Origin of the sequence: Methylobacterium sp. ARG-1, from assembly GCF_001262595.1 — a bacterium.
GTDB lineage: Bacteria > Pseudomonadota > Alphaproteobacteria > Rhizobiales > Beijerinckiaceae > Methylobacterium > Methylobacterium brachiatum.
Window position 1 is genome coordinate 18,757 of sequence record NZ_LHCD01000024.1, and the last position, 23,808, is coordinate 42,564.

The 23,808-nt window shown below is 70.3% G+C and carries 23 protein-coding genes; 14 read left to right on the top strand and 9 right to left on the bottom strand.

Annotated elements, in window-relative coordinates; translation table 11 throughout:
• The first annotated feature begins 6 nt into the window (after nucleotides 1-6).
• The 4 genes from AKJ13_RS20145 to AKJ13_RS20160 are packed head-to-tail and all read left to right on the top strand — an operon-like array spanning nucleotide 7 to nucleotide 2,806.
• Entirely contained in the window at nucleotides 7-1,044 is a 1,038-nt protein-coding gene (locus AKJ13_RS20145) for a cation diffusion facilitator family transporter (RefSeq protein WP_050734966.1), read from the top strand.
• Nucleotides 1,041-1,892: a shikimate dehydrogenase gene (locus tag AKJ13_RS20150; RefSeq protein WP_050735017.1), complete on the top strand. Its 852-nt coding sequence runs from the start codon at nucleotides 1,041-1,043 to the stop codon at nucleotides 1,890-1,892. Before AKJ13_RS20145 ends, AKJ13_RS20150 begins: the two co-directional genes overlap by 4 nt.
• Complete coding sequence (gene coaE / locus AKJ13_RS20155; RefSeq protein WP_050734967.1) at nucleotides 1,889-2,518, top strand: dephospho-CoA kinase; 630 nt, start codon at nucleotides 1,889-1,891, stop codon at nucleotides 2,516-2,518. Before AKJ13_RS20150 ends, coaE begins: the two co-directional genes overlap by 4 nt.
• A gap of 57 nt (nucleotides 2,519-2,575) precedes the next feature.
• Nucleotides 2,576-2,806, top strand: coding sequence for a hypothetical protein (locus AKJ13_RS20160; protein WP_007565263.1), 231 nt, complete (start codon nucleotides 2,576-2,578; stop codon nucleotides 2,804-2,806).
• Between the two features lie 8 nt (nucleotides 2,807-2,814).
• Here AKJ13_RS20160 and AKJ13_RS20165 read toward each other — a convergent pair whose 3' ends face one another.
• Nucleotides 2,815-3,687 carry an alpha/beta hydrolase gene (locus AKJ13_RS20165; protein WP_050734968.1) on the bottom strand — a complete coding sequence of 291 codons (873 nt, stop codon included), beginning with the start codon at nucleotides 3,685-3,687 and terminating at the stop codon, nucleotides 2,815-2,817.
• Complete coding sequence (locus tag AKJ13_RS20170; protein ID WP_050734969.1) at nucleotides 3,666-4,568, bottom strand: YihY/virulence factor BrkB family protein; 903 nt, start codon at nucleotides 4,566-4,568, stop codon at nucleotides 3,666-3,668. Before AKJ13_RS20170 ends, AKJ13_RS20165 begins: the two co-directional genes overlap by 22 nt.
• Before the next feature lie 181 nt (nucleotides 4,569-4,749).
• On the opposite strand from AKJ13_RS20170, the gene AKJ13_RS20175 reads away from it, so the two are divergent.
• The 3 genes from AKJ13_RS20175 to AKJ13_RS20185 all read left to right on the top strand — a co-directional run bounded on the left by AKJ13_RS20175 (nucleotide 4,750) and on the right by AKJ13_RS20185 (nucleotide 7,861).
• The gene (locus tag AKJ13_RS20175; protein ID WP_050734970.1) at nucleotides 4,750-5,640 is read left to right on the top strand and encodes a DMT family transporter; all 891 of its coding nucleotides are present in this window, start codon (nucleotides 4,750-4,752) and stop codon (nucleotides 5,638-5,640) included.
• 113 nt (nucleotides 5,641-5,753) lie between these two features.
• Complete coding sequence (locus AKJ13_RS20180; RefSeq protein ID WP_007565256.1) at nucleotides 5,754-5,960, top strand: hypothetical protein; 207 nt, start codon at nucleotides 5,754-5,756, stop codon at nucleotides 5,958-5,960.
• 218 nt (nucleotides 5,961-6,178) lie between these two features.
• Nucleotides 6,179-7,861 carry an acyl-CoA dehydrogenase family protein gene (locus tag AKJ13_RS20185; protein ID WP_050734971.1) on the top strand — a complete coding sequence of 561 codons (1,683 nt, stop codon included), beginning with the start codon at nucleotides 6,179-6,181 and terminating at the stop codon, nucleotides 7,859-7,861.
• Nucleotides 7,862-7,974: 113 nt separating this feature from the next.
• Here the strand turns inward: AKJ13_RS20185 and AKJ13_RS20190 are convergent, their stop codons facing one another.
• Nucleotides 7,975-8,154, bottom strand: a complete 180-nt coding sequence (locus AKJ13_RS20190) for a hypothetical protein (protein WP_050734972.1) — start codon at nucleotides 8,152-8,154, stop codon at nucleotides 7,975-7,977.
• A gap of 99 nt (nucleotides 8,155-8,253) precedes the next feature.
• On the bottom strand, nucleotides 8,254-9,522 hold the full coding sequence (locus tag AKJ13_RS20195) for a glycosyltransferase family 4 protein (RefSeq protein ID WP_050734973.1): 1,269 nt from the start codon (nucleotides 9,520-9,522) through the stop codon (nucleotides 8,254-8,256).
• 112 nt (nucleotides 9,523-9,634) lie between these two features.
• Between AKJ13_RS20195 and AKJ13_RS20200 the strand changes: the two genes are divergently transcribed.
• The 5 genes from AKJ13_RS20200 to AKJ13_RS20220 all read left to right on the top strand — a co-directional run bounded on the left by AKJ13_RS20200 (nucleotide 9,635) and on the right by AKJ13_RS20220 (nucleotide 16,279).
• Nucleotides 9,635-10,909 (top strand): glycosyltransferase, encoded by a 1,275-nt coding sequence (locus AKJ13_RS20200; protein WP_050734974.1) that lies wholly within the window; start codon nucleotides 9,635-9,637, stop codon nucleotides 10,907-10,909.
• 320 nt (nucleotides 10,910-11,229) lie between these two features.
• A complete protein-coding gene (locus tag AKJ13_RS20205; protein ID WP_050735018.1) occupies nucleotides 11,230-11,586 on the top strand; it encodes a phasin in 357 nt (118 codons plus the stop codon).
• 151 nt (nucleotides 11,587-11,737) lie between these two features.
• The gene (locus AKJ13_RS20210; protein WP_050734975.1) at nucleotides 11,738-12,298 is read left to right on the top strand and encodes a hypothetical protein; all 561 of its coding nucleotides are present in this window, start codon (nucleotides 11,738-11,740) and stop codon (nucleotides 12,296-12,298) included.
• Nucleotides 12,299-12,424: 126 nt separating this feature from the next.
• Nucleotides 12,425-13,693: an N-acetylmuramoyl-L-alanine amidase gene (locus tag AKJ13_RS20215; protein ID WP_007565243.1), complete on the top strand. Its 1,269-nt coding sequence runs from the start codon at nucleotides 12,425-12,427 to the stop codon at nucleotides 13,691-13,693.
• A gap of 168 nt (nucleotides 13,694-13,861) precedes the next feature.
• A complete protein-coding gene (locus tag AKJ13_RS20220; protein ID WP_050734976.1) occupies nucleotides 13,862-16,279 on the top strand; it encodes a penicillin-binding protein 1A in 2,418 nt (805 codons plus the stop codon).
• 408 nt (nucleotides 16,280-16,687) lie between these two features.
• On the opposite strand, the gene purQ is transcribed toward AKJ13_RS20220, so the two are convergent.
• The 5 genes from purQ to AKJ13_RS20245 all read right to left on the bottom strand — a co-directional run bounded on the left by purQ (nucleotide 16,688) and on the right by AKJ13_RS20245 (nucleotide 20,150).
• Entirely contained in the window at nucleotides 16,688-17,368 is a 681-nt protein-coding gene (gene purQ / locus AKJ13_RS20225; protein ID WP_050734977.1) for a phosphoribosylformylglycinamidine synthase subunit PurQ, read from the bottom strand.
• On the bottom strand, nucleotides 17,368-17,607 hold the full coding sequence (purS, locus tag AKJ13_RS20230; RefSeq protein WP_007565237.1) for a phosphoribosylformylglycinamidine synthase subunit PurS: 240 nt from the start codon (nucleotides 17,605-17,607) through the stop codon (nucleotides 17,368-17,370). The genes purQ and purS overlap by 1 nt, the downstream gene beginning before the upstream one ends.
• 147 nt (nucleotides 17,608-17,754) lie before the next feature.
• Nucleotides 17,755-17,988, bottom strand: coding sequence for a hypothetical protein (locus AKJ13_RS20235; RefSeq protein WP_007565235.1), 234 nt, complete (start codon nucleotides 17,986-17,988; stop codon nucleotides 17,755-17,757).
• A gap of 118 nt (nucleotides 17,989-18,106) precedes the next feature.
• Complete coding sequence (locus AKJ13_RS20240; RefSeq protein WP_007565233.1) at nucleotides 18,107-18,706, bottom strand: ActR/PrrA/RegA family redox response regulator transcription factor; 600 nt, start codon at nucleotides 18,704-18,706, stop codon at nucleotides 18,107-18,109.
• Between the two features lie 58 nt (nucleotides 18,707-18,764).
• Nucleotides 18,765-20,150, bottom strand: a complete 1,386-nt coding sequence (locus tag AKJ13_RS20245) for an ActS/PrrB/RegB family redox-sensitive histidine kinase (RefSeq protein ID WP_007565232.1) — start codon at nucleotides 20,148-20,150, stop codon at nucleotides 18,765-18,767.
• A 291-nt stretch (nucleotides 20,151-20,441) separates the two neighbouring features.
• Between AKJ13_RS20245 and phaZ the strand changes: the two genes are divergently transcribed.
• Entirely contained in the window at nucleotides 20,442-21,722 is a 1,281-nt protein-coding gene (phaZ, locus tag AKJ13_RS20250; protein ID WP_050735019.1) for a polyhydroxyalkanoate depolymerase, read from the top strand.
• A 498-nt stretch (nucleotides 21,723-22,220) separates the two neighbouring features.
• Nucleotides 22,221-23,807 carry an ABC transporter substrate-binding protein gene (locus AKJ13_RS20255; RefSeq protein WP_050734978.1) on the top strand — a complete coding sequence of 529 codons (1,587 nt, stop codon included), beginning with the start codon at nucleotides 22,221-22,223 and terminating at the stop codon, nucleotides 23,805-23,807.
• Nucleotide 23,808 lies beyond the last annotated feature (1 nt).

Sequence of the window (23,808 nt, forward strand, 5' to 3'; positions counted from 1 at the left end):
CACCGCGTGGCCGGGCACGATCATTCGCATGGAGGCCCTCCCTTCGAAGGCGCTTCGCATTCCGGCCACGGCACTTCTGCGACGGCTGGCCGATCCGGGGGCCACGCCCATGGCGGTCACGCGCATGGCGGCCATGGCGGCCACGTCCACGCGCCGAAGAATTTCGGGCCGGCCTTCGCGATCGGCATCCTGCTCAACACCGGTTTCGTGGTGGTCGAGGCGGCCTACGGCTACCTCAGCAACTCGATGTCCCTGGTGGCCGATGCCGGGCACAACCTCTCCGACGTGCTGGGTCTGGCCGCCGCCTGGATCGCTGCCATCCTGGTGCGCCGCCGGGCCAGCGCCCGCTTCACCTACGGCTATCGCGGCTCCTCCATCCTGGCGGCCCTGTTCAACGCCGTGTTCCTACTGATTGCCATGGGCGCGGTGATCTGGGAGGCACTGGTCCGCCTGGTCCATCCCGAGCCCGTGGTCGGCACCATCGTGATGGTGGTCGCCGCCGTCGGCATCCTGGTCAACGGCGTCACCGCCTGGCTGTTCGCCAGCGGCGCCAAGGGCGACATCAACATCCGCGGCGCCTTCCTGCACATGGTGGCCGATGCCGCGGTTTCGGCCGGGGTCGTGGTCGCCGGCCTGGTGATCCAGCTCACCGGCCAGGCCTGGCTCGACCCGGCGGTCAGCCTCGCCATCGCGGGCCTCGTGGTCTGGGCGACCTGGGGGCTCCTGCGCGACAGCGTGGCCATGTCCCTCGACGCGGTGCCGCCCGAGATCTCGCCGGAGGCGGTGACCGGCTTCCTGCGCGGCCGGCCCGGGGTCATCGACCTCCACGACCTGCATATCTGGCCGATGAGCACCACCAGCGTCGCCCTCACGGTCCATCTGGTGATCGCCGAGGGCCACCCGGAGCATCGCGTGGCTGCCAACGGCTTCCTCAACGAGACCGCAGAGGGCCTGCGCACCCGCTTCGGCATCGGCCACGCGACCCTGCAGATCGAGGCGGCCGGCGGCCCGGCCTGCCGGCTCGCCCGGGAATGCGCGGCATGAGCGTGTCCCCGATCCCCCGGGCCTTCGTGGTCGGACACCCGATCGCGCATTCGCGCTCGCCGCTGATCCACGGCTACTGGCTTAGCCAGCACAGTATCCCCGGCTCCTACGAGCGCCTGGACGTCACCCCGGAGGCGTTCCCGGATTTCCTCCGGGCGCTGCCGGAATCGGGTTTCCGGGGCGGCAACGTCACGATCCCCCACAAGGAGGCGGCTTACGCGCTCGTCGACACCCTGACGCCGCGGGCGGAAAAAATCGGCGCGGTGAACACCCTGGTGGTCGAGCCCGACGGCCGGATCCGCGGCGACAACACCGACGCGCCGGGCTTCTGCGCCCATCTCGACCACAGTCTCGGCGCCAGCTGGCCCGAGCGGGCCGGCGGCACGGCCGTGGTGCTGGGCGCCGGCGGCGCAGCGCGGGCGATCGTGGTCGGCCTCGCCGAGAACGGCCTGCGCCGGATCCTGATCGCCAACCGCACCCGGGCCCGGGCCGAGACCCTGGCGGCCCTGGCCCCGGGGATCGGCGCGGCGCTCGCCTGGGACGACCTGCCCGACGCGCTCGTCGGGGCAGGGCTCCTGGTCAACACCACCTCGCTCGGCATGAAGGGCCAGCCGCCCCTCGACCTCGACCTCACCCCGTTGCCGGAAACCGCCGCGGTGGCCGACATCGTCTACGCCCCGCTGGAGACCGACCTGCTCGCGGCGGCACGCCGACGGGGGCTCGCCGCGGTTGATGGACTCGGGATGCTGCTGCACCAGGCGGTGCCGGGTTTCGAGGCATGGTTCGGCCTGCGCCCGGCCGTCACCCCAGGCCTGCGGGACCGGATCGTGGCGGATCTTTCCGGATGAGCAAGGGCCGCCCCGTCATACTCGGCCTGACCGGCTCGATCGGCATGGGCAAGTCGGCCACCGCCCAGATGTTCTCGGCGCTCGGCGTCCCGGTCCACGATGCCGACGCCGCCGTCCACGCCCTCTACGGTCCAGGCGGCGAGGCCGCTGCGGCCATCGGCAAAGCCTTTCCGGGCGTGCTCGACCCGCAGGGCGGCGTGAATCGCGCCCGCCTGCGCGCTGCGGTGCTCGGTGACCCGGACCGGATGGCGACGCTCGAGGCCATCGTCCACCCGCTGGTCCGGGCGGCCAGCACGGCGTTCCTGGCCCGGCACGCGGACGCGCCCCTGGTCGTCCTCGACATCCCGCTCCTCTACGAGACCGGGGGCGAGAGCCGCTGCGACGCGGTCGCGGTGGTCAGTGCGCCCCCCGAGGTGCAGCGCGCCCGGGTGCTGGCCCGTCCTGGCATGACCGAGGCCGCCTTCGAGGCGATCCGCGCCAAGCAGATGCCGGATGCCGAGAAGCGGGCCCGGGCCGACTTCGTCATCGATACAAGCCGGGGCTTTCCCGCCGCCGAGGCCGAGGTCGCGCGGATCGTGGCCGCGCTGACGGAGCGCGGTGCGTCGGAGCACACGGGCGGCGGGTGACGCGGCTGCGCGAGGGCCTATCTCCTGCTCACCGATCCGGCTGCGGGATTGACGACGATGCGGTGTCTCGAAGGGATCGGCCGGGCCTCGGCGAATCCTGCGATCATGGCCAAAGCCCTGATCGCGCTCCTGATCCTGCCGCTGCTCGCGGCCGGGCCGGCTCAGGCGCAAGTTGCCGGCGCCTGCCCGCCCCCGAAGAAGCTCGCGGCCGGCGCCTGCGTCACCGCCTGCCCGGGTGGGTACGAGGATCGCGGGCGCGATTGCGTTTACCGCAACCAGTCCCGCTGACGGTCAGGTCACACCCACCCGATCCGCCCGAAGAACCCCGTGATCTCGGCCGCGGCCCGGTCGGGATCCTCCCGGTGCGGGAAATGGCCGACGCCCGGGAACAGCGCCAGGTCGAGATCCGAGAACGTCTCGCCCAGGCGGTCGGTCCAGGCATAGGGGAAGATCGGGTCGTGCTCGGCCCAGCGCACGCAGGTCGGCACGGCGATCGGCGGCAGGGTCGGGGCCTTGCCCTTGAGCATCGCGATCCGGCCGGCCTGGGCTGCCCGGTAATGCGCGAAGCCGCCGGCAAGGTTTCCGGGCTTCCAGAAATTGTCCGCGAAGACATCCATCACGGGATCGAACGCGTCCTTGCGGTGCGACCAGTGACGCAGGAAATGGCCGATATAGGCGGCGCAGCTCTCCCGGCTGGCACCCACCAGCGTCACCGCCAGGTCCATCTGGTTGAAGGACTGGTACCAGATCTCGCTGAGCCGGTCCGGTTCCCCGAGGCGGGGGCCGATCCCGGGATAGACGAAGTCGAACAGGAACAGGCCGGCGCAACGCTCCGGATGGGCCCGGGCCAGCGCCTGGATCACCGCGCCGCCGACATCGTGGCCGACGATGCCGGCGCGTTCGAGGCCGAGCGCATCGAGCAGAGCCGCCATGTCGGCGGCCTGGTCGGCCGCCCCGAACGGACCGGCGGGCTTGTCGCTGTCGCCGAAGCCGCGCAGGTCCGGGGCGATCAGGGTGTGGCGGGCGGACAGCCGTTCCATCACCGGTTCCCAGGTCAGCCAGAATTCCGGCCAGCCGTGGAGCAGCAGAAGCGGCGATCCCGTGCCGCGGCGGGCGACATGCAGGTTCGCGCCGTTCACGCGCACGGTCAGGTGCTCGGTGCCGTCCATCGTCCCTCCATCCCGGCGCGCCGGGCCAGCATCTTCGCCTGCAGGCGGCTGCGGCGGGCGGCGATTACCGTGCCGTTGATCTCGCCGCCGAACAGGAACATGGCGGCGAGCCAGTACAGGAACACCAGGAACACCATCGCGGTGGCCAAGCCCCCGTAGGTGGACGCGTAGGCGTTCGAGAACCGATCGAGATAATAGCCGAAGCCGAGGCCGGCGAGGAACCACAGGATCAGCGTCACCCCGATCCCCGGCAGCACCGACAGGATCGAGCGCCGGCCGGCGGCCACGAACTTGTGGGCGATGATCAGCACCACCGCCAGCAGCAGGGCCGTCACGACGATCCGCCCGATCGCCACCGTGAGGCCCAGGGGCTCCACCCCCGGCGCGACCAGCACGATGTTGCGCCAGATCAGCGGGCCCAGCACCACGAGCAGCGCGAAGGCCAGCATCGCGAAGGCGCCGCAGATCACGTAGCCGATCGACTCGAGCCGGGTCAGCCACCACGGGCGGCTCTCCCGCAGGCCGTAGGCCCGGTTCAGGCCGACCCGCAGGCTCTCGACCCCCGAGGAGGAGAAGTAGAGGGCGAACAGGGCGCCGAGCGTCAGCACGCCGCGGCGCTGCTCGGTGAGCACCCGGTGGACCTCGCCGACGATCGGCTTGGCAATCTCCCGGGGCCAGGCGTCGAAGATGAGGTTGCCGGCCTCGTCGGCCAGCGATTGCGTGCCGAACAGGCCGGCGAGCGCCGCCAGCAGGATCAGGAACGGGAACAGGGAGGTCAGGGTCGAGAGCGCGATGTGGCTGGCGATCGCCCAGCCGTCATGGGCGACGAAGCGCTGCGCCGCGAGGCCCGCGACCTGTAATCCGCTGCGGAGAGATTTCACGGGTTTCCAACGATCCTCGTAGCGCGCCCGCCGATGAAGGGCGCGCGGCCCGGCCCGTCAACGCCGCCGGACCCGTCCGGTCCCGTTCGCGGCCCGGTGACGCGCCGCGGCCACGCCGGACCGACCCGATGGCCGAATCGCCGTTGCCATTTCCCCGCCGGCATGCTCCGTCCGCGCGGTCATGCCCACCCCCCCAGGCGATTCGAACCGCGCGGCCAGCGCCCTCCCGGTGCTGTTCGTCCCGATCTGGGCGACCGGCTTCATCACGGCCCGGGCCGTGATCCCGCACGCCGATCCCCTGGGCTTCACGGCGGTCCGGTTCACCGGCGTGGCCCTGCTGCTGGCGCTGATCGCCGTGGCCTCCCGGGTGCGCTGGCCCGGGACCCGGGCGGGCTGGCGCGATCCCATGGTCGCGGGCTTCCTGATGCAGGGAATCTACCTGGCGGGGGTGTTCTGGGCGGTGAGCCGGGGGCTCCCGGCCGGGATCGCCGCCCTGGTCGGCAGCCTCCAGCCGCTGCTGACGGCGCTCCTGGCGGGGCCGCTGCTCGGCGAGCGCGTCAGCGGCCGGCGGGCCTTCGGGATCCTGCTGGGCTTTGCCGGCGCCGGCCTGGTGCTCGCCCCGAAGCTCGGTGCCACGGACGCCTCCGGAATCCCCCCGACCGCCCTAGCGGTCAGCCTGGTGGCGGTCCTGGCCCTGACGCTGGGCACCCTCTGGCAGAAGCGGACCGGCGGGGGCGGCGACCTCCTGGCCAACGCGACACTGCAATTCGTGGGCGGGATGGCCTGCGCGATCCCGCTGGCGCTGGCCTTCGGCCACGCGACGGTCGACCCGGTCGCGCCCCTGTGGCTCGGGCTCGCCTGGGCGATCCTGGTCAATTCCGTGGCCGGGATCCTGCTGCTCCTGGCTCTGATCCGGCGAGGCGCGGTGGCGGGCGTCGCCGCCCTGTTCTTCCTGGTTCCGCCGGTGGCGGCCCTGCTGGGCTACCTGCTGTTCGGCGAGGTGCTCACCCTGGTCCAGGGCGCCGGGATGGCGGTGGCGGCGCTCGGCGTCGCGGTGGCGAGCCGGGCCTGACAGGAGGCCTTGGCGCCGCAGTCCCGGAACCCCCGGTGAGACCCGGTCTTTCGCTTGTTGCCGCCCAGCCGCCGAAGAGCCGGGCCGGATCACCGAGATCCCCGGGAGGCCCCATGAACCAGATCCTCGTCGTCGCGCTCATCTGCGCCGCCAACGTCCAGGCCCCGGACTGCTCGCGCGAGACCGCCCTCGACGTGATCACCGGGCCGGCCCACACGCTGCAGGAATGCCTGATTCAGGGACCGGTACTGGCGGCCAATACGGGTTTCACCGGCGAGAACGGCGCCTACGTGAAGACGCGCTGCGAGCAGAAGCGCTGACCCGGGCTGAAACGGCTTCCCATACCGTGGCACGCGGGCAAAGCTATCAGTGATTGTGTATACGAAATAACGTGCGCCGAATCGGCCTCCATTTCGGCGGCGAGCACTCTGACGCATTCAACTTCAGTTCAAGACGCCGCAAATGAAATCTGCTTCGGCCTCGACGTCGGACGGGTTAGAAGACACGATCCAATAATACGCCACGCGAGCTAAAAACCATGTCCGCATCCCCCGCCATCCAGACCGAGCCGCAGGACGTCGTCAGCCTCGCCAAGGCGGCCGGCGAGAGCGCGAAGGCCCTCGTAGCGGAAGCCACGCGCCGGGTCCGGACGCGCATCCTCGGCGCGGACGGGCGGATCGATGCCGGCAAGCTCGAGACCCAGCAGCACGCCGCCCACGGGCTGGCTTGGCTGGCGACCTACGCGGAGGCGGTGGCCGAACTCGGCGGTTATGCCGAGCGCCTCCAGGCCGAGGGCCGGTTCGGCGAGACCGAGACGCTGCTCGTGCGGATCGGCGCCGGCGAGTATCTCGACCAGCTGTTCTCCGGCATCCCGATGAGCCAGGGCGAGATGGTCCGGCCGACCGGCTCGCTCGGTCTCTCGGCTAAGGAGATCGCGCAGTACCGCTCGGACGCGGTCGAGACCCTGATCGCCGAGGGCAACACCCCGGAGAACCGCGCCGCCCTGGTGGCGCTGATGCGCGAGGGCGGCGGCTCGGCCACCGTGGGCGCCTCGGGCCTCGACGAGGACATGGAGGCGATCCGCTCCGAGATGCGCCGCTTCGGCAAGGCCGAGGTGGTCGAGCAGGCGCATGAGTGGCACCTGAAGAATGAATACATCCCCATGGAGGTCGTCACCAAGATGGCCGAGCTGGGCGTGTTCGGCCTCACCATCCCGGAGGAATACGGCGGCATGGGCCTGCCCAAGACCGCCATGTGCGTGGTCTCGGAGGAGCTGTCCCGGGCCTATATCGGTGTCGGCTCGCTCGGCACCCGCTCGGAGATCGCCGCGGAGCTGATCCTGTGCGGCGGCACCGAGGAGCAGAAGCACCGCTTCCTGCCCAAGATCGCCTCGGGCGATATCCTGCCCACCGCCGTGTTCACCGAGCCGAACACGGGTTCGGACCTCGCCTCGCTCCGCACCAAGGCGGTGAAGGAGGGCGAGGTTTGGAAGATCACCGGCAACAAGACCTGGATCACCCATCCGGTCCGGGCCGACATCATGACCGTGCTGGTGCGGACCAAGCCGGAGGAGAAGGGCCATCGCGGCCTTTCGATGCTGATCGCCGAGAAGCCCCGGGGCACGGACGCAGAGCCGTTCCCGGTCCAGGGCCTGTCCGGCGGCGAGATCGAGGTGCTCGGCTACCGGGGCATGAAGGAATACGAGCTGGCCTTCGAGGGATTCGAGGTGCCCGGCGGCAACCTGCTCGGCGAGGTCGAGGGCAAGGGCTTCGCCCAGCTGATGCAGACCTTCGAATCGGCCCGCATCCAGACCGCGGCCCGGGCCATCGGCGTCGCCCAGTCGGCCCTCGACGTGGCCCTGCGCTACGCCGAGGAGCGGGTGCAGTTCGGCAAGGCGCTCGTCAGCTTCCCGCGGGTCGCCGACAAGCTCGCCATGATGGCGGTGGAGATCAACATCGCCCGCCAGCTCACCTATTTCTCGGCCCGCGAGAAGGATGCCGGCAAGCGCTGCGACCTGGAGGCCGGGATGGCTAAGCTGCTCGGCGCCCGGGTCGCCTGGGCGGCCGCCGACAACGCGCTCCAGATCCACGGCGGCAACGGCTTCGCGCTGGAATACCCGGTCAGCCGGATCCTGTGCGATGCCCGCATCCTGTCGATCTTCGAGGGCGCCGCCGAGATCCAGGCCCAGGTCATCGCCCGGCGGCTGCTCGAAGCGGCCTGAAAGTCCCGGTTCCACACGGTCCGGGACCTTGTGCGGGTGCCGGGCAGAGCCCGGCTGCATCGGGGCAGAGCCCCGATAGCCCCGCCATAGGGCTGAGCCCTTCGGCAACCCGGCTACTTGGTGATCTTCACCGAGATCGGGTCGCTTGATGGGAACGTCTCCTCGAGGGCGTCGTCGAGGCGCTCGTCCATCTTCTCGGGCTTGTTGGCGGGATTGGCCTTGTCGTCCGGTCTGGCGCTGCCCTGCTGGAAGCCGGGCTTGGTCTCGTTCGCGAGCTTGTGGTCGTCGGCCATGTCTGTCCCTTATCGGTGACGGATGCACGCGCGGTGCCTGTGCGCGTCAACGCGACGGGGCCCGGGTGTTTCCGGTTTTTTCGGCGCAAGGCGTATCGATCAGGCCGCCGCCACCGCCCGGCCGGCTGATAGCTGCGTCGCGCGGCCGCGCGCAGAAGCCTCACACATCACGGTCTCGTAGACGCCCGTCAGCCGGTCGAGATGGACCTCCGGGGTCAGCGGCGCGGTCCAGTAGCGGGCATGCGCGGCCCGGCCCATCCGGGCCGCGAGGGCGTCGTCCGACAGGCGGCGCAGATGGGCGGCGAGCGCATCGGGATCGCCCGAGCGGAACCAGAACCCGGTCTCGCCGTCGACCACCGCCTCCCGGCCGGCGCAGGCATCGCTGACGATCACCGGCGTACCGCAGGCCAGAGCCTCGTACACCGTGAGCGGCTGGCCCTCGTACCAGACGCTCGGGAAGATCAGAGCCCGCGCCTGCCGCATCAGCGCCTGCACGCCGGCGGGGTGGCGCCAGCCGAGCATCACCGCCTCGGGATAGCGGGCGGCAAGATCGGCCCGCTCCGAGCCGTCGCCGACGAACACGGCCCGCACCCCGGCCCGGCGGGCGGCTTCGGCGAAGATCGGTGCGCCCTTCTCGGTGGAGATCCGGCCGACGAACAGGAAATCGCCCGGCGGTCCCTCATGGACCGGCGCCTGCGCCACCGCGATCGGGTTGTCGACCCGGTGGAACACGGTGCCGTTCGGCATCAGCGGCCGGACCACGCTCTCCTGCAGGTCGCTGATCGTGACGACGTGGGCGAACAGCTCCGGCAGCCGGGCGACATGCGCGAGCCCGGCATGGCGGATCATCCGGGCGACCTTGCGCGGGTAGCTGCGCGCATCGCACTGCGCCAGGATGCAGGAGGCCGACATCGGCACCCGGTGGCAGATCGTCTGCTCGGGATAGGCGTAGAACCCGCCGGTCGGGCAGACCAGGAAGAACTCGTGCATCGTGTAGAGGCACGGCAGGCCGGAAGCCCGCAGGGCCGGGCCGATGGCCGGCGACAGCGCCTTGGCGAAGGCGTGGACATGGACCAGCGTGTCCCGCGGATCGCAGGCGGCAAGCTCGGCCGCCAGGGCGCGGGCGGCCGGTGCGTTCCAGATCGCCTGGGCCGCGAAGGCGAGCTTGCTGCGCGCCGTCGTGACGTCGTCCTGATCCAGGCACACCACCCGGATGCCGGCGGATTCCAGCCGCGGATCGACCGGGCCCACGGCCGCGAACAGGGTGACGCGGTGACCCCGGGCGGCGAGCCCGAGGGCGGATTCGATCGCGACCTTGGCCTGACCGCCGTTGATCGCGGCATGGTCGGCGACGAGGACGATGTGCACGTCAGGAAGTCCGCCGCTCTATTCTTGGGGTGGAATTCTGTAACGGCCGGCGGTTGATCCTCCGTAAACCGGCCTGGACTTATGATCGCGGCGGGTCCTGCCGAGACAAATCATGCATGTCGTGATCCTGGCCGAGTTCGCGACCGCCAGCGGCGGGGCGGAAAAGGTCGCCCTGGAATCCGCCCGCGGGCTCGCCGAGGCCGGCCTGGCGGTCACCTACATCCAGGCGATCCCGGGCCCGGTCGATCCCCTGCTGGACCACGGGAAGATCCGGCGGATCGAACTCGGCCTGCCCGACATCTGGACCCTGGGCGGCATCAGGGCGGCGGCCTCCGGGATCTGGCACGCCGCGGCGGCCCGCGCCCTCGAGGCGGCGCTCCGGGGTCTTCCGGCACCGCCGGATTGCCTCCACCTGCACCAATGGACCCGCACCCTGTCGCCGGCGATCTTCCCGGTCCTGACCCGCCTCGATGTGCCGGTGGTTGTCACCCTGCACGACTACGCCCTGGCCTGCCCGAACGGCGTCTATTACCGGTTCGACCGGGCCGAGCCCTGCGGGCTGGCGCCGCTCTCGCCGGCCTGTCTCGCCGCGCCCTGCGATCCCCGCAGCCGGGTTCACAAGCTCGTGCGCGTCGCCCGCGCGGGGGCGCTCCGGCAGGCGCTGCACCAGCGCCCGCTCCATGTCGTGCATGTCTGCGACGCCAGCCGCCGGCGGCTCGGCGACCTGCTCGGCGGCTACGCGCTCACCCATCACCGCGTCGACAACCCCGTCCGGATCGCCGACGGGCCGCCGGCCGATCCCGCCCGCGGCGACGCCATCGCGTATGTCGGGCGCCTGACCCGGGAGAAGGGCGCCGACCTCGTGGCGGACGCGGCCCGGTCCGCCGGGCTCACCGCCCTGTTCATCGGCGCCGGCCCCTTGGAGGCGGACCTGCGCGCTCGGCCGGGTGTCGAGGTGGTCGGCTGGCAGGCGCCGGACGCCGTCTGGGCACTGCTGCGCAGCCGTGCCCGCGCGCTCGCCGCCCCGTCGCGCTGGTACGAGACCGGGCCGCTCACGGTCTACGAGGCCTTGGCGGCCGGCCTTCCCGTGGTCGCCTCCGACCGGTCCGGCGCCGCCGAGAAGGTGCGGGACGGGCGGACCGGCTTCGTGGTCGCCCCCGAGATCGGGGCGTTGGCGGCGGCGTTCTCCGCCCTGCGGGACGATGCCTGCGCGGCAACCCTCGGGGCGAATGCCCGGGCGCAGGTCCGGGCCGCGCCGATGACGCTCGCCACCCATGCCGCCGCGCTCCGGTCGCTCTATGCCGAGCTCGTGCATCGTGGGACTGGTGCGATGCACCATGCCGACGCCGCGGCCCGGCCGGACCGGCCAAGCGCAGAATCGGCCTGATACCGAATCGGCAAGTCCCAAATCCGGGCGCGTCGGCTATAGACAGCCGTTAAGATTTATATAGAGAGGCGTCTGTGCGGCCGAATCGCACCATGACCCTGCCTGGAACGGCCAAGGTTTATTGGAAGCGGGCGCGTTGCCGGTATGGCGGCGCGAAGACTGTTCGGATACCGGAAGCATGCATTTTATCCGGATTCTCGCGCCCGCGCCGAACCCAAAAACATGCACTTGACTGCTTGTTGCACTGCAACATATAGAGACGCGTCACCGCGGACGCAGATCGGCGTCCCATCCCGAGACAGCGTGTGCTGGAGACTTCGATGCAGACCCCGAACTTCGAGATCCCGACCGAGATGCGTGACTTCGCCGAGAAGAGCGTCGACCAGGCGCGCAACGCCGTCGGCACCATGATGGCGAACGCCATCAAGGCGACCGAGCAGGTCCAGGCCTCGGGTCAGACCTTCCAGTCGACCATGACGGCGGCGGTCTCGAAGGGTTTCGAGCACGCGCAGACCAACGCGAACGCGACCTTCGACTTCGCCCAGAAGCTGGCCCGCACCAAGGACCTGCGCGAGGCGTTCGAGCTGCAGTCCGAGTTCGTCCGCAGCCAGTTCGCCGCCCTCCAGGCCCAGGCCAAGGATTTCGGCGCCCTCGCGCAGCAGAACGTCGCCCGCTGAAGACGCACCGATCCGCCCCAAGCGGATCGTTCGAGGCGGTGCCCGGCCCGAGGCGGCGGGGCACCGCCGGACAGAAGCCTTCCGAAGACGGTCTTCCCTCCGGCCGCCGCTCCGTCAGGGGGCCCGATGCGGACGAGGAGGAGATCGCGCCATGAGCAAGCCGCGTCGACCGAAGGGGCCCCGCCCCGATTGGGCTCCGAAGTCGGCTCTCAATGCCGACGGGCCCGCGCTCCGCGCCGTTCCGCCGCCCACTGACACGGCCATCCCGGACGTGGCCGTTGCCAGGGCCACGGAGGCCGTCGCCGCCTCTGAGCCGGATGATGCCGCGCCGGAGGCTCCTGCAGAGGTCTCGGTCCCAGTGGCCGCCCTCGTCCCGCCCGTGACGATCCCGCCGGTGACGGCTCCGTCCGCCGCGCCCGTCGCGCGGGACGAAGCCGCCGAACACGGCCCCGCGACCAGCGTCGCCGCGACCAGCCGAGCCGGGTTCACGCCGAATCACCACGATGGCACCAGCATCGGCTCGACGATCGCCCGCTACATGCGTGGGGAGAGTGAGGCCGCCCTGGCGCATCTGCGGGCCCTGTCGCAAGCGGGCTCGCCGACCGAACTGATGCGTCTGCAGATGGGCGAGGTCCAGCGTGCCGCCGATGCCTCGCTGACCTGCTGGAGCGACGTCATCCGCCAGGCCAGCCGCCTCGTCGCGTTCCGCTGACGCACGATCGCCACGTTCAGGCTGTCCCATGCGCGTGACATGCCGGCCGCCTCGTTCCGGGCAACTGTCGATTAACCATACTGCTCCTATGCCCTATCGCGGGGCACGGGAGTTGAATCCGGACCGATGCCGAGTCGCGCGCGCCAGATCCGTTCCGCAATCCACCGCCTCTGCCTGGCTCTGACGCTGGCGGGCTCACCCGTCCTCGCGCAGAACGGCGACAAGCCCGCCGCGCCGACGCCCGCGATCGCCATCGGGGCGGATCTCGCCAGCCAGGCCGGCACCACGCGGCTCACCCTGACCCTGTCCCGGGCCGTGGAGGCCCGCGGCTTCGTGATGGAACGGCCCGACCGGGCGGTGATCGACCTGCCGGAGGTCAATTTCCAGCTCGATTCCGGGGCGGGGCGTCGCCGCGACGGCCTCGTCCAATCCTTCCGCTACGGCCTGTTCGCCCCCGGCCGCTCGCGGGTCGTGATCGACCTCGCCGCACCGGCCACGATCGGGCGGATCGAGACCGTGACCCGGGCCCGGGACGGTGCGGTGCTGCTGACGATCCCGCTCCAGCGTGTCGAGCGCGACGCGTTCCGCAAGGCGGCCGCGGCCAGCGACCCGGCCCCCGCCCAGGCGCGCAGCGCCGCCCCAGAACCGGCCGACCAGCGCCCGCTGATCATGGTCGATGCCGGGCATGGCGGGACCGATCCCGGGGCGATCGCGGTGGGCGGGGTGTTCGAGAAGGACATCGTGTTCGGCTACGCGCAGGCCCTGGTCGAGAAGCTGGAAGCGAGCGGCCGCTACCGGGTCCGGATGACCCGCGACCGGGACGTGTTCGTGCCGCTGGCCGACCGCGTCCGCCTCGCCCGCGAGGCCAAGGCCGACCTGTTCGTGTCGATCCACGCGGATTCGATCTCGGCCGCGCCCCAGGTGCGCGGGGCCACCATCTACACCAACGCCGAGAAGGCGACCGACGTGGAATCCGCCCGGCTCGCCGAGCGCGAGAACAAGGCCGACGCCGCCGCCGGCGCCGATTCGGCCGAGGCCCCCCCGGACATCGCCGACATCCTGCAGGAACTGACCCTGCGCGAGACCCGGGGCTTCTCCTCGGGCTTCGCCCGCACCCTGATGGGCCAGCTCGCCCCAGTCATGGAGATGAGCGCCAAGCCCCACCGGGAGGCGCGCTTCATGGTGCTGCGCTCCCCCGACGTGCCGAGCGTGCTGGTGGAACTCGGCTATCTCTCGAGCAAGCGCGACCTGGAGATGCTGCAATCGCCGGAGTGGCGCGCGGGGGTCACCGGCTCGATGGCGAAGGCGATCGACCTGTTCTTCGGCAACCGCGCGACCCTGAAGCCGTCCACGAACCCGCGCCGGTCGGCCGCCGTCGCCCCAGTTTTACCATAGATAGAGTGTCGATACGGGGTGTCCGACGCCCCGTCGCACCGCCGCTGAACCGGCAATCCGAGGGGGCCTCACGGGAGCGTCCGGGAGCCGACCGCGTCGAACACGGACGCCCGTGCCGGATGAGCCGAACCCGGCATGCGGCCGGGCCAGCGACGAGCGGAACACCGGATGCGTCTGATCCTTCGTTTCTTCGGGATCCTGTTTAGCGCCGGCGCGGTGCTGTTCGTGGTCGGTGCTGCGGCCGGCGGCTACTTCTACTGGAAGTACAGCCAGGACCTGCCCGACCACGCCGCGCTCGCCAATTACGAGCCGCCGGTGATGACCCGCATCCACGCGGCCGACGGCTCCCTGCTGGCCGAATATGCCCGCGAGCGCCGGCTGTACCTGCCGATCCAGGCGATGCCGAAGATCGTGGTCGCGGCCTTCCTGTCGGCCGAGGATAAGAACTTCTACAAGCACGGCGGCATCGACCCCGAGGGGATCGTGCGCGCCTTCCTGACCAACGCCAAATCGGGCAAGCGGCAGGGCGCCTCGACCATCACCCAGCAGGTCGCCAAGAACTTCCTGCTCTCCTCCGAGCAGACCTATGACCGCAAGATCAAGGAGGCGCTCGTAGCCCTGCGCATCGAGGCGGCCTATTCCAAGGACAAGATCCTCGAACTTTACCTCAATGAGATCTTTCTGGGTACGATCGTCCCCGGGCGCAACCTGCACGGCGTCGCGGCGGCGGCGCTGGATTACTTCGGCAAGTCGGTCCACGAGCTGACCATCAACGAGGCGGCCTACCTGGCCGCCCTGCCGAAGGGGCCGAACAACTACCACCCCTACCGCAAGACCCAGGCGGCCCTCGACCGGCGCAACGAGATCATCCGCCTGATGGCGGAGAACGGCTACATCACCAAGGAAGAGGCGGAGGCGGCCAAGAAGATGCCGCTCGGCGTCAACCCGCGGGTCGCCTTCCCGAACGCCGCCAATGCCAACTACTTCACCGAAGAAGTCCGGCGCGAGATCTCCGAGCGCTACGGCGAGAAGAAGCTTTACGAGGGCGGCCTCTCGGTGCGCTCGACGCTCGATCCGAAGATGCAGGCCTGGGCCCGCAAGGCCCTGGTCGACGGCCTCGTGCGCTACGACCAGGCCCATGGCTGGCGCGGCGCGGTCACCAAGGTCGACCTGACCGGGCGCGACTGGGGCATGGCCGCCGCCGAGGTTCCCGCGCTCGGCGACGTGGCGCCGTGGCGGCTCGCCGTGGTGCTGGGCAATGGCGGCGGCGGCGTCCAGGTCGGCCTCCAGCCCAAGCGCGAGGCGTCGGGCCAGGTCGGCAAGGACCGCGAGACCGGCGTGATCCCCCCGGACGGCATGCGCTGGGCCGGCCGGCCGAACCTCCAGCCCGGCGACATGGTCTATGTCGAGGCGATGGATGGCGGCCGCGGCCAGTACCGCCTGCGCCAGAAGCCCGAGGTCTCCGGTGCCATCGTGGCGATGGACCCGAATACGGGCCGCGTCCACGCGATGGTCGGCGGCTTCTCGTACGACGAATCCGAGTTCAACCGCGCCACCCAGGCGATGCGCCAGCCCGGCTCGTCGTTCAAGCCGATCGTCTACTCGGCGGCCCTCGACAACGGCTACACCCCGTCCTCGATCGTGCAGGACACGCCGATCACCATCGAGGCCGGCCCCGGCCAGGAGGCCTGGACGCCCTCGAACTACGACGGCAAGTCCGGCGGCCCGCACACCCTGCGGTACGGGATCGAGCATTCGAAGAACCTGATGACGGTCCGGCTCGCCAAGGATGTTGGCATGCCGCTCATCGCCGAATACGCCCGCCGCTTCGGCGTCTACGACGACATGCTGCCCGTGCTGCCGATGTCGCTGGGCGCCGGCGAGACCACGGTCATGCGCATGGTCACCGCCTACTCGATGCTCGCCAATGGCGGGCGCCGCATCCGGCCGACCCTGATCGACCGGATCCAGGACCGCATCGGCGAGACGATCTACCGGCACGATAACCGCAAGTGCATCGGCTGCGACGCCGAGAAATGGTCCGGCCAGGACGAGCCGAAGCTGGTGGACGATTCTGAGCAGGTGCTCGACCCGCTCACCGCCTACCAGATGGTCTCGATCATGGAGGGCGTGGTCCAGCGCGGCACCGCGACCCTGCTGAAGCAGATCGGCAAGCCGCTCGCCGGCAAGACCGGCACCACCAACGACGCCAAGGATGCGTGGTTCGTGGGCTTCTCGCCGGATCTCGCGGTCGGGATCTATATCGGCTTCGACAAGCCGCGCTCGCTCGGCGACCGCGCCACCGGCGGCGGCCTCGCGGCGCCGATCGCCCTCGAGTTCCTGAAGGTCGCCCTCAAGGACAAGCCGCCGACCCCGTTCCGGGTGCCGCCCGGTATCAAGCTGATCCGCGTGAACCTCGCCTCCGGCACCCGCGCCGGTTCGGGGGAGGGCGCCGGCACGATCCTGGAGGCGTTCAAGCCCGGCACCGCGCCGCCGGATTCCTACGTCGCCCCGGCCCAAAGCGCTGCCCCCGCGGCGGTCCCGGCGGACCCCGACCGGGCCGCGCAGGCAGGCGGGCTCTACTGAGGGATCGGCCTCAGTCCCAACCGTCGGGTGGGACCGAGGCCTTTCGCGCCCGATCCTCCGGCGTTGCCCCCGAGGGATGCGCTTCACGTCACTGCGACGAAGCGCGGGCGGCCGCGCCCTTCCAGGCTACGATCCTCTACCTCGCCGCCGAATGTGGGCCTCGGACAGACGTCTCTTGCGGCCGAGAATTATCGCGTTCCGCGGATCCGCGAGCCCGAGCGGGGCCCGCCGCGGCCTGCGCAGGCCAACAGAAAAAAGCCGCCCGGTTGGGGGCGGCTTGGGAGAGTCATCAGGGAGGCATCAAACAGAGCGGACGAGGTCGTCCAACTCGATATCCAGAACTCTGGATACCTCTTTATGCTGTGTGAACCTTAATCGGCGGTTAAAAACCAGTTTCCGCCGGCGAGTTCATGCGGCGAGACTGTCGAACAATCCGCGTCCGTCGGTGCCGCCGATCAGGCCTTCCACGAAGTTCTCCGGGTGCGGCATCATCCCGAGGACGTTGCCAGCCTCCGAGTAGACCCCCGCGATCGCGTTGAGGGAGCCGTTGCGGTTAGCCTCGACCGAGATCGTCCCGGCGGCGTCGCAGTACCGGAAGGCCACGCGACCCTCGCCCTCGATCCGCGCCAGCGTCTCGGGATCGGCGAAGTAATTGCCCTCGCCATGCGCCACACAGACGTCGATCACCTGCCCCTTCTGGTAGGCGCTGGTGAAGCGCGTGTCGGTGCGTTCGACCCGGAGGGTCTGCCGGTGGCAGATGAAGCGCCGGTTGACGTTGCGCATCAGCACGCCCGGCAGGAGGCCGGATTCGCACAGGATCTGGAAACCGTTGCAGATGCCGAGCACGAGGCCGCCCCGGGCGGCATGCGCCCGCACCGCATCCATCGCGGCCGCGCGGCCCGCGATGGCGCCGCAGCGCAGGTAGTCGCCGTAGGAGAAGCCGCCCGGCAGGACGGCGAGGTCGGTTCCGGCCGGCAGGTCCTGATCCGCGTGCCAGACCATGCTGACCCGCGCGCCTGACCGGCGCAGAGCCCGGGCGACGTCGCTCTCGCGATTCGACCCCGGAAAGACGACGACCGCAGCGTGCATCAGAGGATCTCGATCGCGTAGTTCTCGACGACGGTGTTGGCGAGCAGCTTCTCGCAGGCCGTCCGGAGGGTGGCTTCGGCGGTCGGGCCGTCGGCGGCCGAGACCTCGAGATCGAACACCTTGCCCTGGCGGACGCTGTCGATGCCGTCGATGCCGAGGGACTTGAGCGCGGCCTCGATCGCCTTGCCCTGCGGGTCCAGCACACCGGTCTTCAGGGTGACGATGATACGGGCTTTCATGGATCTTCCGGTCTCACGCGCAGCCGAAAACGTGGGCGCAACCCGCGGCGTCGTTACACGGGCGGCCGTCGCACGTTCCCTAGCAGGAAGGCCGCCAGCCTGTCGAACGCCGTGCCGGGCACGGGCCCGGCGACACACCCGATCCGGCTACCGCGACGTGGCGCGAGTGCGGATCGGCTCGATGCTGGTCGCCCGGCGCCAGAGCTGGAGCATGATCCAGGCTGCGAACAGGCTGAAGACGCCCATCAGCACATGGCCGACCCGGTCGCCGAGGTCGAACAGGCCCGCGAGGGCCCAGCCGGCCGCGATGGCGACGGCGAAGACCTCCGTGCCGACGAGGACCATCATGCTCACGATGGTGATGGCGTTGCGCCCGTTCACGAGACTCGTCCCCCGGTCGATTGCGAGGCCCCGGACGAAATGCGCCCGGGACCCGCGCAGCTAGCCCACCGGGAAGGGGGGATGCAACCGCGGGACCCGGGATCGGTGGGTCCGGGCTTCAGCGCGGGGCGCGCTTGGCCAGGATCCGCTGCAGCGTCCGCCGGTGCATGTTGAGGCGCCGGGCGGTCTCGCTGACGTTGCGGCTGCACAGCTCGTAGACCCGCTGGATATGCTCCCAGCGGACCCGGTCCGCGGACATCGGGTTCTCCGGCGGGTCGGCCCGCTCGCCGGGCTGGGCCATCAGCGTGCCGTGGATCTCGTCGGCGTCGGCGGGCTTGGCGAGATAATCGAACGCGCCGAGCTTCACCGCCGTGACGGCGGTCGCGATGTTGCCGTAGCCGGTGAGGATCACGCCGCGCGCGTCGGGGCGGCGCTCCTTCAGGCGGGCGATCACGTCGAGGCCGTTGCCGTCGCCGAGCCGCATGTCGATCACCGCGAAGGCCGGCGGACGGGCCTCGACGGCCGACACGCCGTCGGCGACGCTGTCGGCGACCTGGACATGGTAGCCGCGGCTTTCCATGGCGCGGGCGAGCCGCGTCGAGAAGGGCTTGTCGTCGTCTACGATCAGCAGGCTGCGGTCGGTGAAGGCGGCGAGCGGATCGGCTTCGTTGATCACGGCGGGATCGATCGCTGCCGTGGTCCCGGGCTGCGTCAGCATCCGGCACTCCTTTCGGGTTTTCGTAAGGGAATTACTCAGTCAGTTCTTGGTCTGATCCTCATATAGGTACGACATCGCGCGGTGGCAGGGGCGCGCCGATATTGAGTTCCGGCGAATGGCGCGGGGCTGCACCCCGTTCGAAGATGTGCCGGGCCCAGGACACCCGCACGATCGCTCCATGGGCGTCCGGCGCGGAGACGTTCATCAGGGCGAGCTGTGCGCCCGAGCGCTCGATCAGGGTCTTGGCAATGAACAGGCCGAGGCCCAGGCCGGCGCCTACGGTCCCGCCGGTCTGCGGGCGGTCGCCGCTGCGGGTGGTTACGTAGGGCTCGCCCGCGCGCAGCAGGACCTCGCTGGAGAAGCCCGGGCCGTCGTCGCGGATCTCGATCCAGACCCGCTCCTGGGTCCAGCGGCCCTCCACGGTGACGCGGGAGGTGGCGAAATCGACGGCGTTGTCGAGGATGTTGGCCAGCCCGAACATCACCCCGGGGTTGCGGCGGCAGGCCGGTTCCGGGCCGTCACCGCGGCTGGAAATCTCCAGGACGGCTCCGAGGGCGCGCTGGGGGGCCACCAGTTCCTCCACGAGATGGCTGAACGTCACGGTCTCCAGGAAGCCGACCCCGTCGCCATCCAGAGACGTGAGCTTGCCGAGGATGCCGCGGCAGCGGTCGACCTGCTCGCGCAGCAGGTTCAGGTCCTCGGCCACGGCCGGCGAGGCGGTGGGCCCGAGCTGGCGGATCAGCTCCTTGGTCACCACCATGATCGTCCCGAGCGGCGTGCCCAATTCGTGGGCAGCCGCCGCCGCGAGGCCGTCGAGCTGCGAGAGGTGCTGCTCCCGGGCGAGCACCAGCTCGGTGGCGGCGAGCGCCTGGGCGAGGAGCCGCGTCTCCTCGGCGACCCGCCAGGCGTAGACGCCCGTGAACGCGGTGCCCAGCAGGATCGCGGTCCAGACCCCGGACACGTACAGGAACGGCAATTCGATCCGCCCGTCCGAGAACCAGGGCAGCGGCCGGTGCACCAGGGCGAGCAGCGTCGCCAGCCCCACGGCGAGCAGGCCGAGCGCCAGGGTTCGCTCCGGCGGCAGCGCGGTGGCGGAGATCAGCACGGGGGCGAGGAACAGCAGCGAGAACGGGTTCTGAAGGCCGCCGGTGAGGAACAGCAGCGCGGCGAGCTGCACGATGTCGAAGGCGAGCAGCAGCGCCGCGGAATCGTCGCTCAGCCGGTAGCTCGCTGGGAAGCGGATCCGCAGGGCCAGGTTCAGCCAGGAGGAGGTCGCGATCACCAGGAAGCACCAGCCGAACGGCAGCGCCAGCCCGAGACCGAACTGTGCGCCGACCACGGCGGCGCTCTGGCCGGTGATGGCGAGCCAGCGCAGGCGGACGAAGGTGTCGAGCCGGAGGTGGCGGGCGTTGCGGACGAGGCCGTTGAGATCGCTATCGGGCATGGGGTTATCGGTGGAGCGCCGGTCGGGCCGCGCCGGCGCGGATTGTCTGGCGGGTACCGCGGCACCGGATCCGAGCGGGCCGCCGGATCCGTCGCGCCGAGGGCGTGGTCACGGGCAAGTCGCCCGGGGCGGGGGATGTTCCGTGATCGTTCAGGGTGGAACCTTATCCTACGCGGCGGGTTGCAGCAGGCTCCGCGCGCAGGCCGGATGTCGGCGGCCCGGATGGTGTGTCGTCCCGCGGCGGACCGGTCCCGGTCGGCCCCGGACGGCATTCGAGACCGCGAGGTGGCGATGCTCCTGGCTTACGCGATGTTCGAAGGCGCCCGCGCCCTGATGGCGCCGGCTCGGGTCGCCGCGGACCTGACCCGCCACGCCCTGCAGATGCCCGGCAATCCGCTCGCATACAGCCCCTACGCCCGGTCGATCAGTGCCGGCTGCGAGATGTTCGAGCGCGCCACGCGCCGCTACGGCAAGCCCGCCTTCGGGTTCACCGAGACGCAGGTCGACGGGATTGCGGTCCCGGTCAGCGAGCGCGTCGTCTGGGAGCGGCCGTTCTGCCGCCTGGTCGCGTTCGAGCGCGCCTTCCTCACGGCGCCCGCCGAGCCGCAGCCGAAGCTCCTCATCGTCGCGCCGATGTCGGGCCACTACGCCACGCTGCTGCGCGGCACCGTGGAAGCGATGCTGCCGAACCACCGGGTCTACATCACCGACTGGACCGATGCCCGGATGGTGCCGCTGACCTTCGGGAGCTTCGACCTCGACACCTATATCGACTACCTGCAGGAGATGTTCGCGATCCTCGGGCCGGACCTGCACGTCATGGCGGTGTGCCAGCCGGCGGTGCCGGTTCTGGCCGCGGTGGCACTCATGGAGGCCAAGGCCGATCCGGCGGGCGATCCGACCGTGCCGGCCTCGATGACCCTGATGGGCGGCCCGATCGACACCCGCCGCTCACCCACGGCGGTGAACTGCCTCGCCCAGGAGCGCGGCCAGGCCTGGTTCGAGCGCAACACGATCAGCCTCGTGCCGCCGATCTATCCGGGGGCCTGGCGCCGGGTCTATCCGGGCTTCCTGCAGCTGTCGGGCTTCATGGCGATGAACCTCGACCGCCACGTCACCGCCCATTCGGACATGTTCGACCATCTGGTGAAGGGCGATGGCGACTCGGCCGAGAAGCACCGGGAATTCTACGACGAGTACCTGGCGGTGATGGATCTCACCGCGGAGTACTACCTCCAGACCGTGCAGACCGTCTTCGTCGACCACGCTCTGCCCAAGGGGCAGATGCGCCACCGCGGCACCCCGGTCGATCTCGGGGCGATCCGCCGCTGCGCCATCCTGGCCGTGGAGGGCGAGAACGACGACATCTCCGGGGTCGGCCAGACCAAGGCGGCCCTCGAGCTGACGCCGAACCTGCCCGAATCCCGCAAGGCCTACCATCTCCAGGCGGGCGTCGGGCATTACGGCGTGTTCAACGGCTCCCGCTACCGGACGGTGATCGCCCCGCGGATCGCGGCCTTCATCCGCGCCCAACCGGCGGAGGCCGGCTCGCACCTGCGCCAGGTCAGCTGAGGGAGGTCCCGGTTTCGAAAGGTCCGGGACCTTTCGCGGGTCCAGGGCGGAGCCCTGGCCTTTGGGCGACGCCGCACCGAGCCCCACCAAAGGGCTGAGAGTCCTTTGAAATCCCTTTCGTGAGCTTGCGCTCCCGCCCCGTCCAGCCGGACGGTCGCGCTGCATTTTGAATTCTCTTCCCCTCACGGTGGCGCGAGGCTTGCGAGGTAGCCCCCGTGAGCATGACGACCGCCGATCCGCCGACGCCCCTCCGTATCCCCTGCCGGCCTGCATCCGGCCGGACGACGGCGCGCGCGAACAGGATGCGGATAACTAGAATTCAAATCCCCAAAAGCGTCTTGCGGCAGCAGGGAACTGGCGCATGCTGCTGATCGCGTGAAACGCCAGCCCACTTCGGCCCCGATACGGGACCGAAGCCTTCCGTCGACCGAGTCACAGGCGCACCCGGGGTGCGGGCCGGTAGCCGGGATCGCAATCCCACCGGCCAGGGAGATCACGATGGACCGCAGGACCTTCCTCAAGGGCTCGGCCGCACTCGGGCTGGCAGCGCCGCAGATCGCGATGCCGGCCGTGGCGCAGGGCGCCAAGGTGCTGCGCTTCGTGCCCCAGGCGAACCTCGCCAATTTCGACCCGATCTGGGGCACGCAATACGTGGTGCGCAATGCCGGCACCCTCGTCTGGGACATGCTCTACGGGGTGGACGCGCAGCTGAAGCCGCAGCGGCAAATGGTCGAATCCGAGGAGGTCTCGGGCGACCAGCTGACCTGGACCTTCCGGCTCCGCCCCGGCCTCATGTGGCACGACGGCGAGCCGGTCCTGTCCAAGGACGTGGTGGCGAGCCTGACCCGCTGGATGGCCCGCGACCCGATCGGCCTGATGATCCGCGGCGTCCAGGACGACCTCGCCGCCGTCGACGACCGGACGTTCCGCTGGCGGCTGAAGAAGCCGTTCCCGAAGCTCCTCTACGCGCTCGGCAAGACCAACGCCCCGATGGCCCTGATCATGCCGGAGCGGATCGCCAAGACCGACCCGTTCACACAGATCACCGAATATGTCGGCTCCGGCCCGATGACCTTCGTGCGCAACGAATGGGTGCCGGGCGCCCGGGCCGTGTTCCAGAAATTCGCTGGCTATAAGCCCCGCGCGGAGCCGAATTCCTGGCTGGCCGGGGGCAAGCACATTCTGGTCGACCGGGTCGAGTGGGTGATCATGCCGGACGCGGCCACCGCCTCGGCGGCCCTGCAGAACGGCGAGGTCGATTGGTGGGAGAACCCGATCTCCGACCTCGTGCCGCTCCTGCGCAAGAACGCCAACCTCAACGTCGATATCGCCGATCCGCTGGGTAATGTCGGGTCGTTCCGGATGAACCACCTGTATCCGCCCTTCGACAACCCGAAGATCCGCCAGGCGGTCCTGACCGCCATGAACCAGGAGGATTACATGCGGGCGATCGTCGGCGACGACGACAGCCTGTGGAAGAAGCTGCCGGGCTTCTTCACGCCGGGGACGTCGCTCTACAGCGAGGCGGGCGGCGAGAACGTCGGCAAGGGCGACATCGCGCTCGGCCGCAAGATGCTCAAGGAGGCCGGCTACAAGGGCGAGCCCGTCACCTGCGTCGTGGCGCAGGACCAGCCGATCACCAAGGCGCAGGGCGACATCACCGCCGACCTGCTGAAGCAGATGGGCTTCAACGTCGATTTCGTCGCCACCGACTGGGGCACCACCGGCACCCGGCGCGCCTCCAAGGCGCCGCCGTCACAGGGCGGCTGGAACATGTTCCACACGTGGCATGCGGGCGCCGACACCATCAACCCGGCGGGCTACCCGGCGGTGCGCGCCAACGGCGACAAGGCGTGGTTCGGCTGGCCGAACGTCCCGCCCGTGGAGGCGGGGATCGCCGAGTGGTTCGACGCCGCCGACCCGGCCTCCGAGAAGGCCGCCATCGACAAGGTCAACGCCGCCGCCTGCGAGGGGGTGGTCTACGTCCCGACCGGGTTCTTCCTCGGCTACCAGGCCTGGCGCAAGAGCGTCTCGGGGATCGTGAAGGGGCCGATCCCGTTCACCTGGGGCGTGTCGAAGGCGTGAT